Here is a 22,413-nt window from a genome sequence, read left to right on the forward strand (position 1 = left end):
TAATAAAAACTATTTACTACAAAATCTTACTGAAAAATTTAAAATATAAGATGTTAATATAAAAAATATTAAAACCATGTTTAAAAATATAAAACATTATAAAATGATAATCTATAAAAAAATATTATATTTTTGTCTCCTCTGACTGGATTCGAACCAGTGACATACGGATTAACAGTCCGCCGTTCTACCAACTGAACTACAGAGGAATCAATAATAAAATATCACATTTTTTAATATTTGTCAAACAGATATGAAATAAAAAATTATAAAAATATAAATTTTTAAAAGATTTCTAGATTATTAAAGAAAATTGTTTTATAGTAAAGAGATCAAAAAATTACGGCCCTTTAGCTCAGAGGTAAGAGCAGGCGACTCATAATCGCTTGGTCGCTGGTTCAAGTCCAGCAAGGGCCATAAAAATTAAAAAATGCAAAATGTTAATTAAATCACTTTTTAAAAACATTTTTTAAAAATGTTATCAAACTCAGTAGAAATATTTTTCTAAGTAATTTGTATTAATTAGGATTAAATTTTTATGGATTGGAAAAAAGAATTTATTGACTTTTCTTTGAAAAAAAAAGTGTTACAATTTGGAACATTTATATTAAAATCCGGACGCACTAGTCCTTATTTTTTTAATTCAGGCGTATTATCTACAGGGCAAGATATTATTAAAATTGGTTTACTTTATGCGCATTCTATAATTGCATCTAAAATAGAATTTGATATACTTTTTGGTCCTGCATATAAAGGTATACCTATTGTTATATCTACTGCTATAGCATTAAAAAATCAATATAATTTAAACATTCCATATACCTTTAATCGAAAAGAAAAAAAACAATACGGAGAGAAAGGGCAATTTGTTGGAAATAAAATAAATAAAAAAAAAATTGTTATTCTAGATGATGTCATTACATCAGGATTGGCAATACACCAATCAATTAACATTATTGAAAAAAATGGAGCTCAAGTATCTTCAATATTTGTTTTATTAGATCGTAAAGAAAAAGGAAAAAGACATATATATGATACAGATTATGTTAAAAATAGAAAAATATATAAAATATTTTCAATAATTACGATTGAAGATTTAATTTCTTATTTAGAAGAACATAATAATCTTAAAAAATACATACCCCAGCTTATAAAATATCGAAAAAAATACGGAATTAATTAAAATTGTTTTATTATTGAATACCAGAATGGCCAAATCCATTCTTATTACGCAAAGTCTTTTTAAACTTTTTAACAATAGAAAAAGTTGGTTTAATAATTGGAACAAAAAGCATTTGCGCTATTCTAGAGTATGGATGTATATAAAATTTTTTTTTGCTACGGTTCCAAAGAGATATCATTATCTGACCTTGATAATCAGAATCAATTACGCCAATTAAATTTCCGAGTACAATACCTTTATTATGCCCTAATCCGGAACGGGGTACAATTAGTGCTGTAATATGAGGATTTTTAATGTATATTTCTATTCCTGTCGGAATCAATATTGTCTCTTGAGAATTCAGGATAATCTTATTTTCTAAACAAGCTCGCAAATCTAAACCAGATGATCCAATAGTAGAATATGTTGGGAATGAAAATTTTTGGTTAATGATTTTATTTGTAATTTTTACTTCAATTTTATTCATAAGAAATTTGTATTTTTATATAAATTGTATTTTTTAATTACGAATAAAATAAAAAATACGATTTGAATTAAAAGTATACATTATATTATATCATTCGCGTTTTTTCATTTTTTAAAACTATTATCAATATTTTTAAAAAAATATGCGTTATCAAGATATGAAAGTAATACATTTAACATTTAAACAAAAATTAATAATTTAAAAAAATGTTAACTTAATGATATTTTAAATATTTTTTTACAAAAAATTTTATATTTTTTTAAAAAATTGTTGTTTAATAAACGCTTCTTTTTAAAAAAAAATAAACTTTATATAAAAAATTTGATATTATTTTTTTTAATTGTATTTTTATTAAAAAACACATGATATTTAAAACAATGTATCATTTTAAATGTAATTACTTTCTTTTTAGGTAACATCAATATTTGTTGTTAAATTTGTTATCATGAATAATATATTTCTATAAAAATAAAAATATATACTAATATTTTAAAATAATCACAAAATATACTGAATATTATTTATAATAATAAAATATTTTTTTCATCAACTTAACATTTTAAGAAAAAATATTTGATAAAAATAATATTTCTTTAAAAAAAGAATTGTTTTTTAAGAATTAACGCTTTGCAATAATTTTAACAATAAAATCTATGCAAACTTCACTATGTGGCTGAAACAAAACTTTATGCTCACCGATTGTTTTTAAAATTCCATGGGGTAAACGAATTTCTTGCTTATTTGCTTTAAAACCTAAAGAATTCATTTCTTTTAAAATAGTTCGAATACTTACAGAGCCAAATATTTTATCTTCTTTTTGTAATTTAGATAAAATAGTTATTTGTTTTATTGATTGAATTTTTTTTGCACGTTCTTTTGCAATAAGCAACTTACTAATATTCTCTTTTTCTAATGCTGTGCGATGTGCTTCAAAAGATGCAATATTTTTTTTGTTTGCAAAAATTGCTTTATTTTGAGGAATTAAAAAGTTTCTTGCATAACCAGGTTTAACATTGACAATCACTCCAGAATCGCCTAAATGATGAATTTTACATAAAAGAATTACCTGCATTATTTTTTTACACCTTTAATAATTTTCTAATGAATTGAAATTAATTTTAATGATGTTGATCTGTATATGGTAATAAAGCAAGATACCTTGCTCTTTTAATCGCTCTGGATAATTGTCGTTGATATTTTGATCTTGTTCCAGTAATACGACTAGGAACAATTTTACCACTTTCAGTAATATAATTTTTTAAAATAGAAATATCTTTATAATCTATTTCTTGAATTCCTTCTGCTGTAAAACGACAAAATTTTCGACGACGAAAATAACGAGCGGACATATATATTATCCTTGTAATTTAAAAAAATAAAATATTGATCTAATTTATAAATTTTAAAAAATGATATAAAAAACAAAATGTTCATGAAAAAGCTATATGCAATTACTACAATTTAAAAAAGATCATTTATTATATTTTATTTTTTTTTTATCATCTTTAAATTTCATAATAGAAGATGGTTCTGTAATTTTCTTTTTCGTCGATACAATTAAATTACGAATAATAGTATGATTTAAACGAAAATCTTTTTCTAAAATATTAATAGACTGAGCCGCAATTTCTACGTTCATTAAAATATAATGTGCTTTATGTAATTTTTTAACAGAATATGCTAATTGGCGTCGTCCCCAATCTTCTAAGCGATGTATAATACCTAAATGCTCATGAATCATTTTTTTGTACTTTTCAATTATTTCAGCGACTCTTTCACTATAATCAGGATGAATCATAAAGATAATTTCATAATGGCGCATAACGTTTTAATGCTTCCTTTAGATATTTAAATTTTTATAATAAAAAATTATTGCCTAAAAAGTATCCAAAAATTTAGAAATAAATCGTATTTATTTTAATACTATTGTATTTAAAAGAAAAAATCAATTATATTTAATAATGTTCGCGATTAAAATTAACAAGATGTATATAAAGATAATTCTATTTTTCTAGTCACAACGTTTACAGAAACAACTTTAACCTTTAAAACATCACCAAGACAATAAATATATTTTCCGGATCTTCCAACTAATTTTAATCCTACAGCATCAAAATAATAATAATCATTTCTTAAAGAAGTAACATGCACTAATCCATCAATAAAAAATTGACTTAATCGAACAAAAAAACCGAATGAAGTAACATTAGAAATAACTCCAGTTAAAACGTCACCAATTTTTTGATTCATAAAATCGCATTTTAACCAATCCACAACATCTCTTGTCGCTTCGTCTGCACGTCTTTCTGTCATAGAACAATGTACACCAATTTTTTTTATTTCGTTTTTATTATATAAGCGTTTTCTATGTTTATCTTGGCGACACACAGGCGTGTTATTATTTTTTAATAAAATGTTTTTAATAATTCTATGTAATATAAGATCAGGATAACGTCTAATAGGTGAAGTAAAGTGTACATAACTAGACAATGCTAAACCAAAGTGACCACAATTATCAGCTGAATAAACAGCTTGTTTCATAGAACGTAATAACATCGTTTGAATCATATTATAATCAGGACGATTAGAAACATGTTTTAACAAATTTGCATAATGCACGGATTTTGGAATTTCACCGCCTGTTAATATTAAACCAAGTTTTTTTAAAAACGAACGAAAATTAATAATATTATCTTTTGATGGTTTATCATGATTACGAAATAAAATAGGATAATCATATTTATTGATAAAATTAGAAGAAGCAACATTTGCTAAAATCATACATGATTCAATAAATTTGTGTGCATCATTTCGTATATTTTGACAAATTTTTTTAATTCGAAAATCAGAATCTAACACAAATTTCGGTTCAACATTTTTAAAATAAATTCCATTTTTGCAAACATTATATTTTTTAAATATATTTTGCAAGTGTAATAAATTATCAATTTCTTTTAATCGATTTTTGTACTTATAACGTAGAGAAAAATCACCATTCCACATTTTAAATATTTCGTCATACGTAAATCGTCCATGAGAATATATGATACCTTCGTAATGTTTATAACTAATTAACTCTCCTTTATTAGATATATTCATTTGACATATCAAACATAATCGATCTTGATGTGGATTCAAAGAACATAAATCCATAGAAATTTTTTCTGGCAACATGGGCACCACAAATGAAGGAAAATATATAGATGTACCACGTTCTGCAGCAGCTTTATCCAATTCAGTATTTGGCTGAACATAATAACTTACATCGGAAATAGCAACCCATAAATCCCAACCTTCTTCTGCATTAATCTTTTTTTTACAAAATATAGCATCATCAAAATCTTTAGCATCTTCATCATCAATTGTAAAAAAAGATAAATGTCTTAAATCCACTCGATTTTTTAAAGTAGACAAATTACGTTGTGTATTATTAATTGTTCGTAATTGTTCCTTAACACCTTGTGACCATACATGCGGGATAGAATGCGTACGTAATGCAATCTTAATAGATAAATTGGTATTCATTTTCTTTCCAAGAATTTCTATTATTAATCCCTGCATTTTTGTATTATTTATAGAATGTTTTTTTAATTTTACAACTACAATAGAACCTATAGGAATTTCATGTTTTACAGATGATAAAATAAAAATTTTAAAATTAAAACGTGTATCATCAGGAATTACAAATTTAATTTTATTGTGTACATAATATCTTCCAATAATCAAAACATTATTAGGTTTTAATATCTTTAATACCTTAGCTGCATTTCTATTTTTTTTGTCAGAATTTTTAACATGTGCTAAAATTATATCACCGTGAATGCATGATTTCATTTGATTTGTTGAAAGCCAAAGATCTTCTTTCAGTGTTTCTGTACGAAGAAAACCATACCCATTTTTATGACCAATAACTTTACCTGTAACAATTTGTAAATTATCTGAAGAAATATAACAATGATTCTGAGTATATATAATTTGACCATCTCGTTCCATTGCTCTTAATCTTCGACGTAATGCTTGCTTGCTTTCTATATTATCAATATCAAATTTTTTTTCTAGATTTTTTTGACTAATTAAACCTTTTCGTTTTTTTAACCATAATATAATACGTTCACGACTTGGAATAAAAACTTTATGTTTGTATGTATCTTTTGTTTGGTAGGGATTTACTACCATATTTATGTCTCCATTGACATTTTGCACAATATACTTTTATATGAAATGATATTATTTATAAAAACAATTTATTAACACTTACGTTTTTAATATAATTTAATGTATAAATTTTTTAAAAAGTATTAACAATTTATTTTTTCACTGAATAAATATCATCAATAAAAATAACATCACTACGATCCGGTCCTGTAGAAATAATATGAATAGGAATATTTATCATTTTTTCTATAGAATTTATGTAATAACGAGCTTCATATGGAAGATCGGCTAATTTTTTTGCACCTAAGGTTTTTTTTGTCCAACCTGAGTATATCTTATATATTGGAACAATATCATCCCAATTATATGTTGTAAAAGATGTTATAATTTGCGATGTTTTGACGTTTTTATAGGCTATACATATTTTTATTTCTTTTAATCCGTCTAATACATCTAATTTTGTTAAACATAAGCCAGATAAGGAGTTTATACGTATTGCTTTTCGTAAAAGAACGATATCCAGCCAACCAATCCGCCTTTTTCTACCAGTTGTCGAACCAAATTCATGTCCGTGAATTAAAAAATGTTTTTCAATGTCATCAAATATTTCAGTCGGAAATGGTCCACAACCAACTCGTGTAGAATATGCTTTAGATATTCCCAATATATAATCTAAATTTTTAGGACCAATACCAGAACCAGTAATTACACCTCCTATAGTGCAATTTGACGAAGTTACATATGGATATGTACCGTGATCGACATCTAAAAAACTGCCTTGAGCGCCTTCAAAAATAATTTTTTTTTGATTGTTAATAGCAGTATCTAAAATAACGGATGTATCTTGAATCATATTATGTATTAAATCTATAATTGGTAATAAATTATTAAATATTTTTTTATAATCAATAGCACATAACTTATAAAAATGCACTAATTGACGATTATAATAATCAGTTATTTCTTCTAATTTTATCAATAAGGTATCTGTGTCTTTTAAATCTCCTATTCGCAATGCTCGACGTGCAATTTTATCTTCATATGCTGGTCCAATACCTCTATTTGTTGTTCCAATCATATTTTTTTTCAATTCCTTCTCGCGTGCTATATCTAGTGCAATATGAAATTTTAATATTAATGGAGCATGTTCAGAAATAAAAAGACGATTTTGAACAAAAATATGATTTTTTTGCAACATTTTTATTTCATTAAATAATGCTATTGGAGAAACTACAACACCGTTAGCAATTATACCTATAACATCATGACGTACTAATCCTGATGGAATTAAATGCAAAACAATTTTTTTTCCATCAACAACTAAGGTATGACCAGCATTATGTCCACCTTGATATCTTACAACATATGATCCTGATAAAGCTAATACATCTACTATTTTTCCTTTCCCTTCATCGCCCCATTGTGTACCTAATATTACAATATTTTTATTCATGTTTTGCAATACCTACATCATTAATTGTATTATTAACGTCTTTTAAATAAACTATTTTTTAATATCAATCATAGTGCGCATGTATTTAAAAAAATCATTGTCCGAACTAATTAACATTATATCTCCAGTATTTTTAAAGCTATTTTCATACGCACGTAAACATCGAATAAAAAGATAAAAATCTGGTTCTTTATTAAAATTTTGTGCAAATAATTTTGTAACTTCCGCCTCTCCTGTTCCTTGAATAATTAATGCTTGTTTTCGAGCTTCTGCTAAAATTAAAGCAACCTGATAATCTGCAGACGCACGTAATTTTTCCGCTTCTTCTTTTCCTTGTGAACGTTGTATACGTGCAAACCCTTCTCTTTCAGCACGCATTCTATTATATATGGCATCAAATACTTCATTAGGTAAATTAATTTGCTTAATTCGAACATCAACAACTTCAATACCTAAAGCAGTCATGCTATTAATATTGATATTAGACATATTATCTGAATTGATAGTGCCTTGATTTAATGAATTAAGAACATCTACTGTTAATTTACCCCTCGCATCTGCAACAATTTCTTTTATATCTAATTGTCCTATTTTTGAACGCAACCGATCGCTAAATTTTCTTTTTAACAAAATTTCTGCTTGAAAAACATCACCACCACCAGTCGCAAGATAATAACGACCAAAATCACTAATACGCCATTTTATATACGAATCTACAATTAAATCTTTTTTTTCTTTTGTAACAAAGCGGTCAGCTTGATTATTCATAGTATAAATACGACTATCTAACATTTTAATTGTTTCTAAAAATGGCAATTTAAAATGTAAACCCGGTGTATAAATCAATGTTTGTTGTTCATGATTACGTAACACCTTACCAAATCTTAAAACAATACCGCATTTTCCTTCATGCACAATAAAAAATGAAGAAGAAAAAAAGAGAAAAATAATACTTAATACAAAAATCAACGCTTTATTCATGTTTATTTTCTCTCTATATTTTTAATATCGTTGCGTATAGAATTAATATGGCGTTGTTTGAAAACGTTATTCTTGGATAATAATGATGAGGAATAATCAATATTTATTTTGTTCTTGGGAGAAAAAATATGATCTTTTTTAAATTGAATGTCATTTTTATTTTTTTTATTTATAAGTTTATTTTTTTTCAAAAAATCATTTAAAGATAGAAACAACATAGTATTACTTTTTTTATCAATAAATATTTTTTTATTATGCTTGAATAATCTTTCCATTGATTCTATGTAAAAACGATGAAGAGTAATATTTTTATTTATTTTATATTGTGGTAAAATTTTTGAAAACCGTACCACTTCCCCTTGAGCTTCTAAAACAATGCGCGAAGAATACGCTCGAGCCTCTTCTAAAATTCTTTGTGCTTGTCCATGTGCATGGGGACATACTTCATTTAAATAAGACTCAGCTTCATGTATATATTGTTCACGATTTTCACGCGCTGCAATTGCGTCATCAAATGCAGATTTAACTTGCTCGGGAGGCCTTGCTGTCTGAAAATTGACATCTAATATTGCAATTCCCATTTTATATGGTTTTATTATATTTTCAATTTCTTTTTGTGTATCATTTCGCACTAAAGTGCGTCCTTCAGTTAATACGCGATCCATAGTTGAACGACCAATTACACCACGCAATGCACTATCTGTTGCTTGACGTAAACTATCATCCGGATAAAAAACAGAAAAAAGATAATCAACAGGATTAATAATTTTATATTGTACATTCATTTCTACATGAACTACATTTTCATCTGCAGTTAACATAACACCGGATGTTGCTAATTCTCGAACTGTTTCAATATTTACTGGAGTGACTTTATTAATAAAAATCGGTCTCCAATTTAATCCAGGTTTAACAACATGACTAAACTTTCCAAAACTCGTAATAACACCGCGTTCAGTTTCTTTAATAGTATAAAATCCACTGAGGCATAAAACTAATAAACCGATAAATATTATAGTTAAAAAAGGATGAACTGATTTTTTAGATGCATGTAGAGAATTATTTTTTTTATGAACAGTATTGCCAATGTTATATAAAAATTTTTTTACGTCTAATATAATATTTTTATTTTTTTTTTGTTTATTGTTTTTATTTTCTTCTGAATTTTGGTCGTTGCTATTTTTATTTCCCCAGGGATCTAATTTTGGTTGATTATGATTTGGTTTATTCCAGGCCATATTATGCCTCACTATTGTTAATTCTATCAACTAATATAACTTTTAAAAAATTGATTAAATCATTTTTTTAGTTGTTCATAATAAATTTTGAAAAAACAAATAAAAGCAACACATTTTATTTTTTATAAAAATTAAAATTGTATTTTTCATAAAATTGTTAAAAAATGCATCTTTAAAATATTGACATCACAATTAAAAAATTTAGTATAAAAATTCTGTTTTTTTAAAATTAAATTTAATATAGTTCATTATAGTATTTTGTTATTATATTTTGAAAAAACATTTAAAATCTTTTCAATTAAAACATTATATATTGAACTATACGTTAAAATATTAACATTTTTCCATTTTTTTAACCATGTTAATTGATGTTTAGCAAGCATTTTAGTCGCGTAAACAATTTTATTAAACATGTCTTGATAACTGATTTTATATTCAAGATATTCCCACATTTGACGATATCCTATGCATCGAATAGACGGTAAATCAATATGCAAATCACCTCTATGAAATAATAATTCGACTTCTTCTTGTAAACCTAAAATTAACATTTTTTTTATACGCGCTTCAATTTTCTGATGTAACCATGCCTTATTAGGAGGTATTATAGCAAATTGCAATGCAGTATATGGAAATTTGTATTTTTTTTCTTTTATTAGAGTTGTTAAATTTTTTCCAGAAAGGTAAAAAACCTCTAACGCTCTTAATAACCGTTGAAAATCGTTTTTATGAATTCGATTTGCTGAAACAGGATCTATTAATTTTAATTTTTTATGTAATGTATCTTGATTATGTTTTTTTTGTGACAAATATTCTCGTAATTTCGTATTAGATGGTGGTAAAGGAGATAATCCATCCAGTAATATTTTATAATAAAACATTGTTCCGCCAACAAGACACGGTATTCTCCCTGATCGAACAATATGATTAATTTCTAATATAACATCTTTTTGAAATTCTGATGCTGAATAGGTCTCAATTGGATCTTTTATATTTAATAAACGATGCGGATGATTTAATAAATCAGATGTATGGGGTTTACCTGTACCAATGTCCATGCCCTGATAGATTGATGCAGAATCAACGCTAATTAATTCTATTGGCAAATATTGACGCAGTGAAATAGCTAGTTGTGTCTTTCCTAAAGCAGTTGGACCCATTAAAAAAATAACGATTGGTTTTTTCAGTTTATTATACAAATTCATATTTTCAACATATGTTATGTTTTATTTACATTGAATATATATATTATTCAATTAGTTCTATTTACAAAGAAAATAATGTGTTTATTTAATTAAATATATATTATTTAAAAAGTATTTCTAAAATTAAACAATCAAATTTATAAATAAATATATGAATATTACATTAATTAATTATATTAAAGATATAATTTTTTTAATAGAATTATACTTAATTTCAGGGATAATCGTTAGATCGATTTTTTCATATTATCTACAATACGTACAAATTGTACAAAATTTTAAAATTTGTAAAATGTTGTTTATTCACACTGAACTTATTCCGATTCAATTAATATATGCAAAATGATATATTTTTTAACTAAAATAAATTATATTTTAAAAATTATTAAGGTTTTATTATTTAAAAAAAATTCAATAAAAATATATTTAATAATATTAAACAATAACATTATTTTTTTAAATTACATGTAAAATTAAAAAATTGTTCAAATTACGTTTTACTTTTTAGATATAATTATTTAAAAATATAAGATGATTCATAATAATGCTCAGAATATATTTTAACATTTGTCATCTAATTTTAACTTTAGAATATTATTTTTATTATTTTATTCAAATAATCATTATATTTTAAAATCATAAAAAATATTGATTAAAATTAAGAAATTATTCTTAATTTAGAACAATCATTTCACTTGTAATTTCATCAAAAAATAGTTGGAAAATATTTTTATATGTACAATAACGCTTCAAAAAACAGTAAAAATATCGTTCTTAGTGCATATTAAGACATATTTAAATTATGAGCATTTCGTTTATTGATTACGAAAAATATATAATTTTTATATTAAATACATCTATATTGATTTTTATGTAATTTCAAAATGCTCATCTTCAAAAAAATTTAAAAAATATTATTGTATTCTTGAATAATTAAATTAATTTCTTGCGTATGACGTTGCTTAAATTGACATATTTTTAATAAAGTTTGTTTAATACCTGTTTTTTTAATTAACAATGCTATTTTTTTTGATTCTTCATCATGTCTACTTCGATAACGAAAAGCAGCAGCAATCCCTTTAATCAAATTAAGATAGGGTAAATTATATTTAATTGCTCCTAATAAGGGTCTAATTAATCGTTCTTTTGGATGTAATTTTTGTAATGGATTACGAGCTATGCGATTGAGATTATCTGATAACAATGGATTTTTAAAACGATAAAAAATAGTTTTAATATAATTTGTATGATCATTTTGATTAAAGTGATAGTGCTTGACTAAAACTGAGCCGCTTTCTTGCATTCCTAATTTAACAATATTTTGTATTATTTTATCTTCAATAGATTCTTGTATAGTTTCATATTTCTTTGTTAATCCTAAATAAGCAGCTATAGCATGTCCAGTATTTAATGTAAATAACTTACGAATAACAAATGGAATTAAATTATCGCTGAGCTGCATGTTAACAATTTTTGGTATCTTACCTTTAAATTGATTAGCATCAACAATCCATTCTTGAAATTTTTCAGCTAACAAGAATAAATTACTGTCATTTTGTTTTTGCGATATAGGTATAATTGTATCAACCGTACAATCTATAAATCCAATATATTTGTCGCAATAAATACGATATTTCATTGGTAATTGATTTAATACACATGCTTTTAAATAAGAACTAGATTGTATTCGATTTTCACAAGCAATGACGTTTAACGGTATTATAGATTTTTTTTCTGCTCGTAAAATAATACCTCGCATAATAATCGATGCAATCTTATTAATTGCATTCGGCCCAACTGAAGTGGTAATCAAATTTACTACAGAAATTATTTGATCAATTTTAGAGTCAAAAGCATGAATAGCACGTATATTTCTAACATTTATGATATCATGTTGCGTGTTGTTTTCTTGATTATGATTCACTAATTGAACATTATATTCTTTATAATAGTTAATCGCGTTAATTATATTTTTATTTATATCAGAAAAAATTACATCAAAACCAGATAAAAACAAATTTTTTCCTATAAATCCACGACCGATATTACCTGCTCCAAAATGCAGTGCTTTCATATACTGATTCCAAAAAAATTTTATATCAAAATATTAATAAAAAATTATGTTTTTTAATTAATTAACAACGATAATACTTCTTGTATATTTTTTGTTGTTGATAATTTTTTGATGATATCTTTATTATCTAATGCGTTTGTTAGATTACTTACTATCTTTACATGTTCATTGTTTTTTGCAGCGATACCAATGATCAAATAAGCAATATCATTTATGTTTTCTCCAAAACGAATGCCTTTTGGAAATTGGCAAAACATTATTCCGGTTTTTAAAATAAAGTTTTTTGATTCAATTGTACCATGTGGTAATGCAATTGATTCTCCTAACCAGGTTGAAGATATTTTTTCACGTTCTAACATTGAATCAATATAATTATACGTAACATAACCTTGTTTCACTAAGTGTTTTCCAACAATTTTAATTGCTTCTTCTTTGTTTTCCGCAATTTGATTTAAAAGAATGTTGTTTTCACTTAATTGAAATGTATGAAACTCTGTATCAGCATTATTACGATTCATAGTACAAACTTTTTCAATTTTTCTATTTTTTAATACAATTTTATTTTGTACTAAATTTTTTACTAAATTATCATAAAATTCATGATTAAGGAAATTTTTTAGAGAAATATGTTGTGCGTTAGTAGTATATTTTTTAGCACGATGCGTTAAATCTTGATGTGTAATAATTAAATCTGCATTTTTGGGTAATAAGTTGATAGCAAGATTTAATACTGAAATATCCATTAAATTAGCTTCTTTGATTTTTTTTCTTAAGATACTTGCTCCCATAGCACTGGATCCCATGCCTGCATCACAAGCAAAAATAATTGTTTTAATATTATGATAAACTACAGATTTTAAATTGTCATTTTTTTCTCTATTATTTAATTTTTCCAAATTCAAAGAATATTTATATTTTTTTTGTCTATCTTGACATTTATTATCATATATTTTTATTTTATTTTGTAAAAAAACAGCACTACTTATAAATGAAACTAAAAAAGAACAAAATATAGATCCAATATTAGAAAAATATAAACCCTTAGGAGTCATAGCTAAAATCGATAAAATAGAACCTGGTGAAGCAGCAGAAATCAGACCTCCATGCAATAAAGTCAACATAAAAATGCCTGTCATACCACCTAAAATCAGTGAAAAAATTAATTTTGGTTTAGTTAATACATAAGGAAAATAAATTTCGTGTATTCCACCAAATAACTGAATAATTGCAGCGCTGCCTGATGATTTAGACAAATCGCCTGTACCAAAAAATAACCATGCCATTAATATACCAAATCCTGGTCCTGGATTGGATTCTATTAAGAAAAAAATAGAACTATGTTGATTTAATATATCTTGTACACCTAAAGGGGAAAAAAAACCATGGTTAATAACATTATTTAAAAAGAATATTTTTGCAGGTTCTATGATAATGGAGACAAACGGCAATAAATTATAATCTGTAATTAATTTTATTATATGTCCTAAAAAATAAGACAAATACGTAATTAATGGACCAATTATGCTGAACGAAATAATTGACAAAATACTTCCTATGATAGCTATAGAAAAATTATTTACCAACATTTCAAAACCACTTTTTATTTTTTTGTTGATTTTTTTATCAAAAAATTGTATAATCCATCCGCTAATTGGTCCAACGATCATTGATCCTAATAACATAGGAACATTAGAATTTGTTACTATACCCATAGTAGATATAATTCCTACTAATCCACCTCTTGTCCCAGAGATTAAACAACCACCTGTATATCCTATTGATAAAGGCAAAAGATAAAATATTATCGGTGATATTAATTGTTCTAGGAAACTATTTGGACACCATCCTGTTGAGCTAAACAATGCTGTCATAATTCCCCATGTAATAAAAATACTGATATTAGGCATAATCATATTGCTTAAAAAACGACCAAAATTTTGTATTATTAACTTTATTGACGTGGACATAGTAATCACTTATATTTTTAGAAAAATACAATTACAAAAATAAATTTTTTAACAAAATAATGTTTTTTTATTAAAAACGTTATATTTTAAAAATAAATTTAACTGCTGCAAAAATTATATTTTATTTTTGGAAATACTGATAAAAATTAATTAAACCTTGCGTTGAAGAATCTAAAAACTTATTTTTTTTATGTTTATTTAAAGAATGATAAATTTTCTGAGATAATTTTTTTCCTATTTCTACGCCCCATTGATCAAAACTAAAAATATTTAATATATGACCTTGTGTAAAAATTTTATGCTCGTACATTGAAATCAGTGCGCCTAAATTATAAGGAGTAATCTTGCGAATTAAAATAGAATTAGTCGGTTGATTACCTGCACAAAATTTAAATGGAAAAATTGCATGCTGTGTTTCCTCTATTTTACTAGTTATTTTCTTTTCGCATAATATAGTATTTTTCGATGTTCCGAAAGCCAATGCTTGCGTTTGCGCTAAAAAATTTGATACTAACTTTAGATGATGGTCGCCTAAATTATTATGAGACATAACAGATGCAATAAAGTCACATGGAATTAACTTATTGCTCTGATGCATTAATTGATAAAATGCATGTTGACCATTAGTGCCAGGTTCACCCCAAATAATAGGGCCAGTTGAATAAGATATTTTTTTTCCATTTCTATCGATAGACTTGCCGTTAGATTCCATGTTAATTTGCTGACAATATGCAGAAAAACGATGCATATATTGATCATATGGTAATATAGCTTCTGTTTCAGACCCAAAAAAGTTGGAATACCAAATACTAATTAAAGCTAAAATGACAGGAATATTACATGAAAAATCAGATGCATAAAAATGGTTATCCATCGCGTGAGCACCATTTAAAAGTTCTTCAAAATAACTAAATCCAATAGATAACGCGATAGACAAACCAACAGAAGACCACAGTGAAAAACGCCCGCCTACCCAGTCCCAAAATTCGAAAATATTATTTTTATTAATTCCAAAACTTAAAGCATTATTCATATTAGCTGACAATGCGAAAAAATGTTGATCTAAAGCACATATTTTTTTTGTATTATTTAAAAACCATTCTTTAACACTATTAGCATTTGTAATTGTTTCATCAGTTGTAAATGTTTTTGAAGCAATTAAAAATAAAGTTGTTTCAGGATTAATTTTTTTTAACACTTCCGTAACATGTGTGCCATCAATGTTTGAAATATAATGGATATTTAAATGATTTTTATATGGACGTAAAGCTTCTGTAACCATATATGGACCCAAATCAGAACCACCGATACCAATATTGACAACATCAGAAATCGTTTTCCCAGTGTATCCTTTCCATTTACCATGAATAACAAGATTAGAAAAATTTTTTATTTTTTTTAACATTGTATTAACTTTAAGCATAACATTACAATCATCTACAATAATAGGACAATTTGTTCTATTTCGTAATGCAATATGTAATACCGGTCTATTTTCAGTTTTATTAATTTTTTCACCAGAAAACATCAGGTTAATTGCAGATCGTAAATTTGTCTCCTGTGCTAAAAGTAAAAGTTTGCTTAAAGTATTATGAGTAATACGATTTTTAGAAAAATCAACTAATATTTCATTTTTAAATACAATTGAAAATTTTTGAAATCGATATGGATCCGACGTGAATAGATCTTTTAAATGAACATTTCTTATTTCATCAAAATGATTTTTAAGATCTAACCAAGATTGTGTATTAATTAATTCAATATTTTTCATAAAAACATTTATCCTGTTTGACACATAATAAAACATTATTTTTAATTGCTTTTAAATTATTCCTTAAGAATATAAAATATAATCTATTTTTTTTAAATACAGTACTTATTTATTTTTTAATTTATTAATATATTTTATAAAAAAGTGTTTTTTATAAATCATTTACATATATCAATTAAAAAATATTATTTACATTAAAATAAAATCATCTTATATTTTAAATTAACAATTTATAACAGCATTATTTTTATCACAAAATATAAATAAAACAAATTTTTTGGATAAGACACAATGAAAACTAATCGCAGTAATTTAATTTGGATCGATTTAGAAATGACTGGTCTAAATCCAAAAATACATCGCATCATTGAAATTGCTACATTAATAACAGATATTAATTTAAATATTGTTTCTGAAGGCCCTGTAATAGCTATCCATCAAAACAAAGAACATATTTCTTTAATGGATGCATGGAATATAAAAACCCATAAAAAAAATGGATTAATTAATCGTGTTAAAGCAAGCTTATACGATGAACGTCAAGCAGAAATAAAAACTATATTTTTTTTAAAAAAATGGGTTCCTATTCAATCGTCACCAATTTGCGGGAATAGCGTTGCTCAAGATCGAAGATTTCTTTTTAAATACATGCCAAAATTAGAAAATTATTTTCATTATCGATATATAGATGTAAGTACACTTAAAGAATTAGTATCTCGTTGGCATCCTAAAATATTAAGAAACATTAAAAAAAAAACACTCATAATGCACTAGATGACATTAGAGACTCAGTAATGGAATTACAATTTTATAAAAAATATTTTTTTCAAAATTAATCAATATTTTTTTAAAGAAAGCTTGAAAAATCTATATTTTATAGATAAAATACACTTATATATTTTATATTAATTAAATTCAAATATTATATATTTTGCGGAAATAGCTCAGTTTGGTAGAGCACAACCTTGCCAAGGTTGGGGTCACGAGTTCGAGTCTCGTTTTCCGCTCCAAAACTATTAAAATCAAACACGATTAACTAAATAATTGAAAATTACAATTATCAAAAAACATTATATAATTTTTATAAAAATGAAATTAGTCTGAAATAATTTAAAAAATCAGGAATAATTGATAATGTTTTACCATTCTTATGAAAAATGGATCATATTAACTATTTTTTTATTAATTTTTTCAAAATACGCTAATAGTCAAGAAAAAAATATTTTTTTTTAAAAAAATTATCATTTCAATACGAAAATGAACATAATGGTCTCAAAAAAGCACTCCTTCCAAAAAAAATATATTATCAACCACAAAAAAATAAAAAAAATATAAAAAATCAAAATCATGTCAACGGATTAAAAAAAATAATTATTGCAATAGATGCAGGTCATGGTGGACAAGATCCTGGCGCTATAGGTTACCAGGGATTACAAGAAAAAAAAATTACTATTAAGATCGCATTACAATTGAATAAAATATTAAAAAAAAACAAGATTTTTCGCACAATTTTAATTAGAAATAACGATTCTTATTTATCGATGAAAAAAAGAAAAAACATCATTAATAAAAATTATGCAGATTTTTTAATATCTATTCACGCAGACTCTTCTCAAATTAAGCGTATATCAGGCATATCTATCTGGATGGTTTCAGATGAAAGAATGCGTCGTGAAATTCAAAATTATCTTGATCAAAATAAAGATATTATATGTTTTTCGGAAAATATAAAAAAAATATTTCAAAAAAATAAATATGATATTTATCTTAAAAAAACGATTTTAGATTTGCAATTTAACAATTTTCGAAAAATGGAAATCGATATTTCAAGAAGAATGTTGCAACAGTTTAAAAAAATTACAAATTTACATAAAGCACATCCAAATTATGCTAGTTTAGGTATATTAAGTAATATAAATATACCTTCTGTATTAATTGAAACCGGTTTTATTACAAATGTTGTTGATGAAAAAAAATTACAAACAAAAAATTACAGAAATAAAATTGCTAATTGTATTTATTTAGCTTTAAATAATTATTTTCAAAAAACAGTTAAATTAAAATGACAAATAAAATGTCATAATATAAAATTATTTATATAAATTATTTAGATTTTAAGCATCTTTAATTCAACAATTTGATGCTTAAAATTATAATAAAAAAGCCAGTTAAACTGATAGTTTAAGTTATTTTTTTTGAAAAATTAAAACGTTTTTTAAATCTTTCAACACGACCTCCAGTATCAATAATTCTCTGTTGTCCAGTATAGAATGGATGACATTTTGAACATATATCTAAATTTATATTACGATCAATAGTAGAAAAAATTTCAATTATATTTCCACAAGAACAAGTAGCTGTTATTTTAATGTAACGAGGATGAGTATTTTTTTTCATAAATATATTCTTAAATTTTGAATATACATATTTTATATAATAAAAATTACTTTACTATCAATAAACCAATAATTTTTATTATAAAATGTAAAATATAAAAAATATGTATAATAATTAGTATTAAATTAATTTAATATATTTTATTTTAATGCTAATGTTAAGCATTTATTTTTTTTACATTATGTATTTAAAAATTTTTTCGTTAAATTCAAAATACATTAAAAAAACTGAAATATCATTTCAAGAGGTTTTATGTGACTACAATATTAAGTGTAAGATTAAATAAAAAAGTGGTAATTGGAGGTGATGGACAAGCAACATTAGGTAATACTATCATGAAAAGTAACGTAAAAAAAATTCGATCACTTTATCATGAACAAGTTATTGCAGGTTTTGCAGGAGGAACAGCAGACGCATTTACCTTATTTGAAATGTTTGAAAAAAAATTATCAATTTATCAAGGTCAATTACAACGTTCAGCTATTGAATTAGCAAAAGATTGGCGATCTGATAGAATGTTACGTAAATTAGAAGCTCTATTAGCTGTTGCTGATAAAGATACTTCATTAATAATCACAGGAAATGGAGATGTTATACAACCTGAAGATGATCTAATTGCTATAGGTTCCGGAGGAACTTATGCTCAATCTGCTGCACGGGCATTAATTGATAACACAGATTTTAACGCAAATCAAATTGTAGAGAAATCATTAAATATTGCTGCCAGCATCTGTATTTATACAAATCATGTTTTTACTATTAAAGAATTAATTTCAGAAAAATAAGGATTTACCCTCTATGTCTGATATGACTCCTCCTCAAATTGTCGCTGAGCTAAATAAATTTATTATTGGTCAAAAAAATGCCAAAAAAGCAGTATCTATCGCATTAAGAAATCGCTGGCGTCGCATGAAGTTAAACCATGAGTTACGTTATGAAATCACTCCTAAAAATATTTTAATGATCGGTCCTACTGGAGTAGGAAAAACTGAAATTGCAAGACGTTTAGCAAAGCTAGCTAATTCACCTTTTATTAAAGTTGAAGCAACAAAATTTACAGAAGTAGGATATGTTGGAAAAGAAGTTGATTCAATTATTCGTGATTTAACTGACACTGCTATAAAAATGATTCGCATAAAAAATATTGAAAAAAATAAAAGCAAAGTTGAAGAAATTGTTGAAGAAAAAATATTAGACGTACTAGTTCCTCGACCACCAAATAATTGGGCAGAAGATCAAAAAAACAAAAGTCTTCTAAATACAATTCAGATATTTCGAAAAAAATTAAGGGAAGGATTGTTAGACGAAAAAGAAATAGAAATTAATGTTCTTTCAACAACCATGGGTGTAGAAATTATGGCTCCACCTGGTATGGAAGAATTAACTAGTCAATTACAATCTTTATTTCAAAATTTAAGTGGCCATAAAAAGAATACTAGAAGACTGAAAATAAAAGATGCAATGGTATTATTAACAGAAGAAGAAGCTTCCAAATTAGTTAATCAAGAAGAAATTAAAAAAGAAGCTATTGATTCAGTAGAGCAAAATGGTATAGTTTTTATTGATGAAATTGATAAAATTTGTAAAAGAAGTGACTCTTCTGGTCCCGACGTATCTCGAGAAGGAGTGCAAAGAGATCTTTTACCATTAATTGAAGGTTGTACAGTTTCAACAAAATATGGTATGGTTAAGACAGATCATATTTTATTTATTGCTTCTGGTGCCTTTCAAACATCTACACCATCAAATTTAATTCCAGAATTACAAGGTCGTCTTCCAATAAAAGTGGAATTACAAGCATTGACTATCAATGATTTTGAAAAAATACTAACTGAACCAACTGCTGCTATCACCACGCAATATATTGCTTTAATGCAAACAGAAGGCGTGAATATAAAATTCACAAAAGAAGGGATACGTAACATTGCAGAAGCAGCTTGGAAAGTAAATGAATCTATGGAAAATATTGGTGCTAGACGTTTACATACTATATTGGAAAAATTAATGGAGGAAATATCTTTTAATGCTGATAAATATAATGGTCATACTATTGAAATAAATGCAAATTATGTTGAAAAACATTTAAATCAACTAATATCTAATGAAGATCTCAGTCGTTTTATTTTATAAATTTTTTTAAAATATTTATCCATTGTTTTATGTTTCTTAATGGATGAATATTTTTTTTAAAATATTTATATTTTATGCATTAGAAATAATTTTTACATGAATAAAATATAACATTCGTATATATTCAATATTTATAAAAAAATTAAAATAATATCAATATACTATATATAATATTTTATAATTTCTATCTAAAAATTAAAAACTCAAATAATTAAACATGTATCAATCAATCTATTTAAAAATTTCAAAATACATTTTTTATTAAAAAAAATAATACATTTAATGTCTTATTATTAATCATTAAATTCACATAATTAACAAGAAGAAAAAATAAAAATATTCAACATAGCTGATTTTTTTCAATCTAGAAAAATCATTGTACTATTATAATAAAGTGCGGTGATTTTTTAAAAAACATTATTGAGATTAGATCATGAATCCATGGATTAATGCAAATATTGTAAAAATTAAAAGATGGACTGAAAATTTGTTTAGTCTTATTTTACATGCATCTATAGAACCCTTTAAAGCTGGACAATTTACAAAATTAGCTGTATATAATTCTAGTAAAAACAAAAAAATACAACGAGCGTATTCGTATGTTAACGCACCTTCTAATAAAAATTTAGAAATTTATATTGTTCGCGTTTTACATGGAAAGTTAAGTAATCTTTTATATTCGCTTCAAGTTGGTAATCAAATTTTTATTAAAAAAAAATCATTTGGTTTTTTTACGTTAGACGAAATACCTGATTATGAAATATTATGGATGTTTGCAACTGGAACTGCTATAGGACCTTATTGCTCTATTTTACAAGAAAATCAAAACATTAGTAGATTCAATAAAATTATTTTAATACATGCAGTTCGATATCAATCTGAATTAACATACTTACCGCTTTTAAAAGATTTATATAAAATATATAATGGAAAATTACAAATTCAAACAATAGTGAGCAGAGAAAAACATGCGCATTCTTTGACTGGTCGAATTCCTTTTTTGTTAGATAGTCAAATATTAGAAAAAAAAATAGGTTTAAGCATTAATTCTCAAAATTCACATATTATGCTGTGCGGCAATCCTAATATGGTAAAAGATACATATTTATTATTAAATAAAAATAGGAATATGACAAAAAACTTAAGACGCAAACCAGGTAATATTACAATGGAAAATTATTGGTAACTCATGAAAAATATTTATTATTTGTCATAGAAAATATTATATAGTTTACATAAAAAAATAAACAATTTTTTAAAAATATTGTCAAAATTTTCAGTAATTCTCCTATTCTCTAATAAAATAAAATCCAATTTTATTTATATAAACATCTATTTTTAATAAACATTTATTATAAGATAAAAATTTCTTAATTGTTTTTTTAAAAATTAT

General features: G+C 25.0%; 18 protein-coding genes, 3 tRNA genes and 1 pseudogene. 8 read left to right on the plus strand and 14 right to left on the minus strand.

Annotated elements, in window-relative coordinates; translation table 11 throughout:
• Positions 1-136: 136 nt before the first annotated feature.
• Positions 137-209, minus strand: a tRNA-Asn gene (locus ICW73_01925).
• A 135-nt stretch (positions 210-344) separates the two neighbouring features.
• Between ICW73_01925 and ICW73_01930 the strand changes: the two genes are divergently transcribed.
• A tRNA-Ile gene (locus ICW73_01930) sits at positions 345-417 on the plus strand.
• A gap of 121 nt (positions 418-538) precedes the next feature.
• On the plus strand, positions 539-1,183 hold the full coding sequence (pyrE, locus tag ICW73_01935) for an orotate phosphoribosyltransferase (GenBank protein ID QNS01726.1): 645 nt from the start codon (positions 539-541) through the stop codon (positions 1,181-1,183).
• 10 nt (positions 1,184-1,193) lie between these two features.
• On the opposite strand, the gene dut is transcribed toward pyrE, so the two are convergent.
• The 12 genes from dut to pgi all read right to left on the minus strand — a co-directional run bounded on the left by dut (position 1,194) and on the right by pgi (position 16,493).
• A complete protein-coding gene (dut, locus tag ICW73_01940) occupies positions 1,194-1,649 on the minus strand; it encodes a dUTP diphosphatase (protein QNS01727.1) in 456 nt (151 codons plus the stop codon).
• A 619-nt stretch (positions 1,650-2,268) separates the two neighbouring features.
• On the minus strand, positions 2,269-2,721 hold the full coding sequence (gene rplI / locus ICW73_01945) for a 50S ribosomal protein L9 (GenBank protein ID QNS01728.1): 453 nt from the start codon (positions 2,719-2,721) through the stop codon (positions 2,269-2,271).
• A 46-nt stretch (positions 2,722-2,767) separates the two neighbouring features.
• Positions 2,768-2,998 carry a 30S ribosomal protein S18 gene (rpsR, locus tag ICW73_01950; protein QNS01729.1) on the minus strand — a complete coding sequence of 77 codons (231 nt, stop codon included), beginning with the start codon at positions 2,996-2,998 and terminating at the stop codon, positions 2,768-2,770.
• A 122-nt stretch (positions 2,999-3,120) separates the two neighbouring features.
• Positions 3,121-3,471 (minus strand): 30S ribosomal protein S6, encoded by a 351-nt coding sequence (rpsF, locus tag ICW73_01955; GenBank protein ID QNS01730.1) that lies wholly within the window; start codon positions 3,469-3,471, stop codon positions 3,121-3,123.
• Positions 3,472-3,626: 155 nt separating this feature from the next.
• Positions 3,627-5,825: a ribonuclease R gene (gene rnr, locus ICW73_01960; GenBank protein QNS01731.1), complete on the minus strand. Its 2,199-nt coding sequence runs from the start codon at positions 5,823-5,825 to the stop codon at positions 3,627-3,629.
• Positions 5,826-5,955: 130 nt separating this feature from the next.
• Positions 5,956-7,257, minus strand: coding sequence for an adenylosuccinate synthase (locus tag ICW73_01965; GenBank protein ID QNS01732.1), 1,302 nt, complete (start codon positions 7,255-7,257; stop codon positions 5,956-5,958).
• Between the two features lie 51 nt (positions 7,258-7,308).
• Complete coding sequence (gene hflC, locus ICW73_01970; GenBank protein QNS01733.1) at positions 7,309-8,238, minus strand: protease modulator HflC; 930 nt, start codon at positions 8,236-8,238, stop codon at positions 7,309-7,311.
• A 2-nt stretch (positions 8,239-8,240) separates the two neighbouring features.
• A complete protein-coding gene (hflK, locus tag ICW73_01975; protein QNS01734.1) occupies positions 8,241-9,476 on the minus strand; it encodes an FtsH protease activity modulator HflK in 1,236 nt (411 codons plus the stop codon).
• Positions 9,477-9,724: 248 nt separating this feature from the next.
• Positions 9,725-10,681, minus strand: a complete 957-nt coding sequence (gene miaA / locus ICW73_01980) for a tRNA (adenosine(37)-N6)-dimethylallyltransferase MiaA (protein ID QNS01735.1) — start codon at positions 10,679-10,681, stop codon at positions 9,725-9,727.
• A gap of 904 nt (positions 10,682-11,585) precedes the next feature.
• Positions 11,586-12,755, minus strand: a complete 1,170-nt coding sequence (locus tag ICW73_01985) for a mannitol-1-phosphate 5-dehydrogenase (GenBank protein ID QNS01736.1) — start codon at positions 12,753-12,755, stop codon at positions 11,586-11,588.
• A gap of 53 nt (positions 12,756-12,808) precedes the next feature.
• Complete coding sequence (locus tag ICW73_01990) at positions 12,809-14,722, minus strand: PTS mannitol transporter subunit IICBA (GenBank protein QNS01737.1); 1,914 nt, start codon at positions 14,720-14,722, stop codon at positions 12,809-12,811.
• Positions 14,723-14,843: 121 nt separating this feature from the next.
• Positions 14,844-16,493 (minus strand): glucose-6-phosphate isomerase, encoded by a 1,650-nt coding sequence (pgi, locus tag ICW73_01995; protein QNS01738.1) that lies wholly within the window; start codon positions 16,491-16,493, stop codon positions 14,844-14,846.
• Positions 16,494-16,784: 291 nt separating this feature from the next.
• Between pgi and orn the strand changes: the two are divergent.
• The 3 genes and pseudogenes from orn to ICW73_02010 all read left to right on the plus strand — a co-directional run bounded on the left by orn (position 16,785) and on the right by ICW73_02010 (position 18,559).
• A pseudogene (gene orn / locus ICW73_02000) lies at positions 16,785-17,329 on the plus strand (oligoribonuclease).
• 97 nt (positions 17,330-17,426) lie between these two features.
• Positions 17,427-17,503: transfer RNA gene (locus ICW73_02005), tRNA-Gly, on the plus strand.
• Positions 17,504-17,860: 357 nt separating this feature from the next.
• Complete coding sequence (locus tag ICW73_02010; GenBank protein QNS02108.1) at positions 17,861-18,559, plus strand: N-acetylmuramoyl-L-alanine amidase; 699 nt, start codon at positions 17,861-17,863, stop codon at positions 18,557-18,559.
• Positions 18,560-18,674: 115 nt separating this feature from the next.
• Here ICW73_02010 and rpmE read toward each other — a convergent pair whose 3' ends face one another.
• A complete protein-coding gene (gene rpmE / locus ICW73_02015; protein QNS01739.1) occupies positions 18,675-18,890 on the minus strand; it encodes a 50S ribosomal protein L31 in 216 nt (71 codons plus the stop codon).
• Positions 18,891-19,144: 254 nt separating this feature from the next.
• Here rpmE and hslV point away from each other — a divergent pair, with 254 nt between their 5' ends.
• The 3 genes from hslV to ICW73_02030 all read left to right on the plus strand — a co-directional run bounded on the left by hslV (position 19,145) and on the right by ICW73_02030 (position 22,206).
• Positions 19,145-19,675: an ATP-dependent protease subunit HslV gene (gene hslV, locus ICW73_02020; GenBank protein ID QNS01740.1), complete on the plus strand. Its 531-nt coding sequence runs from the start codon at positions 19,145-19,147 to the stop codon at positions 19,673-19,675.
• 13 nt (positions 19,676-19,688) lie between these two features.
• On the plus strand, positions 19,689-21,020 hold the full coding sequence (hslU, locus tag ICW73_02025) for an HslU--HslV peptidase ATPase subunit (GenBank protein QNS01741.1): 1,332 nt from the start codon (positions 19,689-19,691) through the stop codon (positions 21,018-21,020).
• A 433-nt stretch (positions 21,021-21,453) separates the two neighbouring features.
• Positions 21,454-22,206 carry a ferredoxin--NADP(+) reductase gene (locus tag ICW73_02030; GenBank protein QNS01742.1) on the plus strand — a complete coding sequence of 251 codons (753 nt, stop codon included), beginning with the start codon at positions 21,454-21,456 and terminating at the stop codon, positions 22,204-22,206.
• Positions 22,207-22,413 lie beyond the last annotated feature (207 nt).

The sequence above is a fragment of the Buchnera aphidicola (Pentalonia nigronervosa) genome (assembly GCA_014622685.1).
Lineage (GTDB): Bacteria > Pseudomonadota > Gammaproteobacteria > Enterobacterales > Enterobacteriaceae > Buchnera > Buchnera aphidicola_BD.

Excerpts from the sequence above, each read along its gene's own strand:
- pyrE (QNS01726.1), top strand. The coding sequence starts at position 539 with ATGGATTGGAAAAAAGAATTTATTGACTTTTCTTTGAAAAAAAAAGTG.
- dut (QNS01727.1), bottom strand. The coding sequence starts at position 1,649 with ATGAATAAAATTGAAGTAAAAATTACAAATAAAATCATTAACCAAAAA.
- rplI (QNS01728.1), bottom strand. The coding sequence starts at position 2,721 with ATGCAGGTAATTCTTTTATGTAAAATTCATCATTTAGGCGATTCTGGA.
- rpsR (QNS01729.1), bottom strand. The coding sequence starts at position 2,998 with ATGTCCGCTCGTTATTTTCGTCGTCGAAAATTTTGTCGTTTTACAGCA.
- rpsF (QNS01730.1), bottom strand. The coding sequence starts at position 3,471 with ATGCGCCATTATGAAATTATCTTTATGATTCATCCTGATTATAGTGAA.
- rnr (QNS01731.1), bottom strand. The coding sequence starts at position 5,825 with ATGGTAGTAAATCCCTACCAAACAAAAGATACATACAAACATAAAGTT.
- ICW73_01965 (QNS01732.1), bottom strand. The coding sequence starts at position 7,257 with ATGAATAAAAATATTGTAATATTAGGTACACAATGGGGCGATGAAGGG.
- hflC (QNS01733.1), bottom strand. The coding sequence starts at position 8,238 with ATGAATAAAGCGTTGATTTTTGTATTAAGTATTATTTTTCTCTTTTTT.
- hflK (QNS01734.1), bottom strand. The coding sequence starts at position 9,476 with ATGGCCTGGAATAAACCAAATCATAATCAACCAAAATTAGATCCCTGG.
- miaA (QNS01735.1), bottom strand. The coding sequence starts at position 10,681 with ATGAATTTGTATAATAAACTGAAAAAACCAATCGTTATTTTTTTAATG.
- ICW73_01985 (QNS01736.1), bottom strand. The coding sequence starts at position 12,755 with ATGAAAGCACTGCATTTTGGAGCAGGTAATATCGGTCGTGGATTTATA.
- ICW73_01990 (QNS01737.1), bottom strand. The coding sequence starts at position 14,722 with ATGTCCACGTCAATAAAGTTAATAATACAAAATTTTGGTCGTTTTTTA.
- pgi (QNS01738.1), bottom strand. The coding sequence starts at position 16,493 with ATGAAAAATATTGAATTAATTAATACACAATCTTGGTTAGATCTTAAA.
- rpmE (QNS01739.1), bottom strand. The coding sequence starts at position 18,890 with ATGAAAAAAAATACTCATCCTCGTTACATTAAAATAACAGCTACTTGT.
- hslU (QNS01741.1), top strand. The coding sequence starts at position 19,689 with ATGTCTGATATGACTCCTCCTCAAATTGTCGCTGAGCTAAATAAATTT.
- ICW73_02030 (QNS01742.1), top strand. The coding sequence starts at position 21,454 with ATGAATCCATGGATTAATGCAAATATTGTAAAAATTAAAAGATGGACT.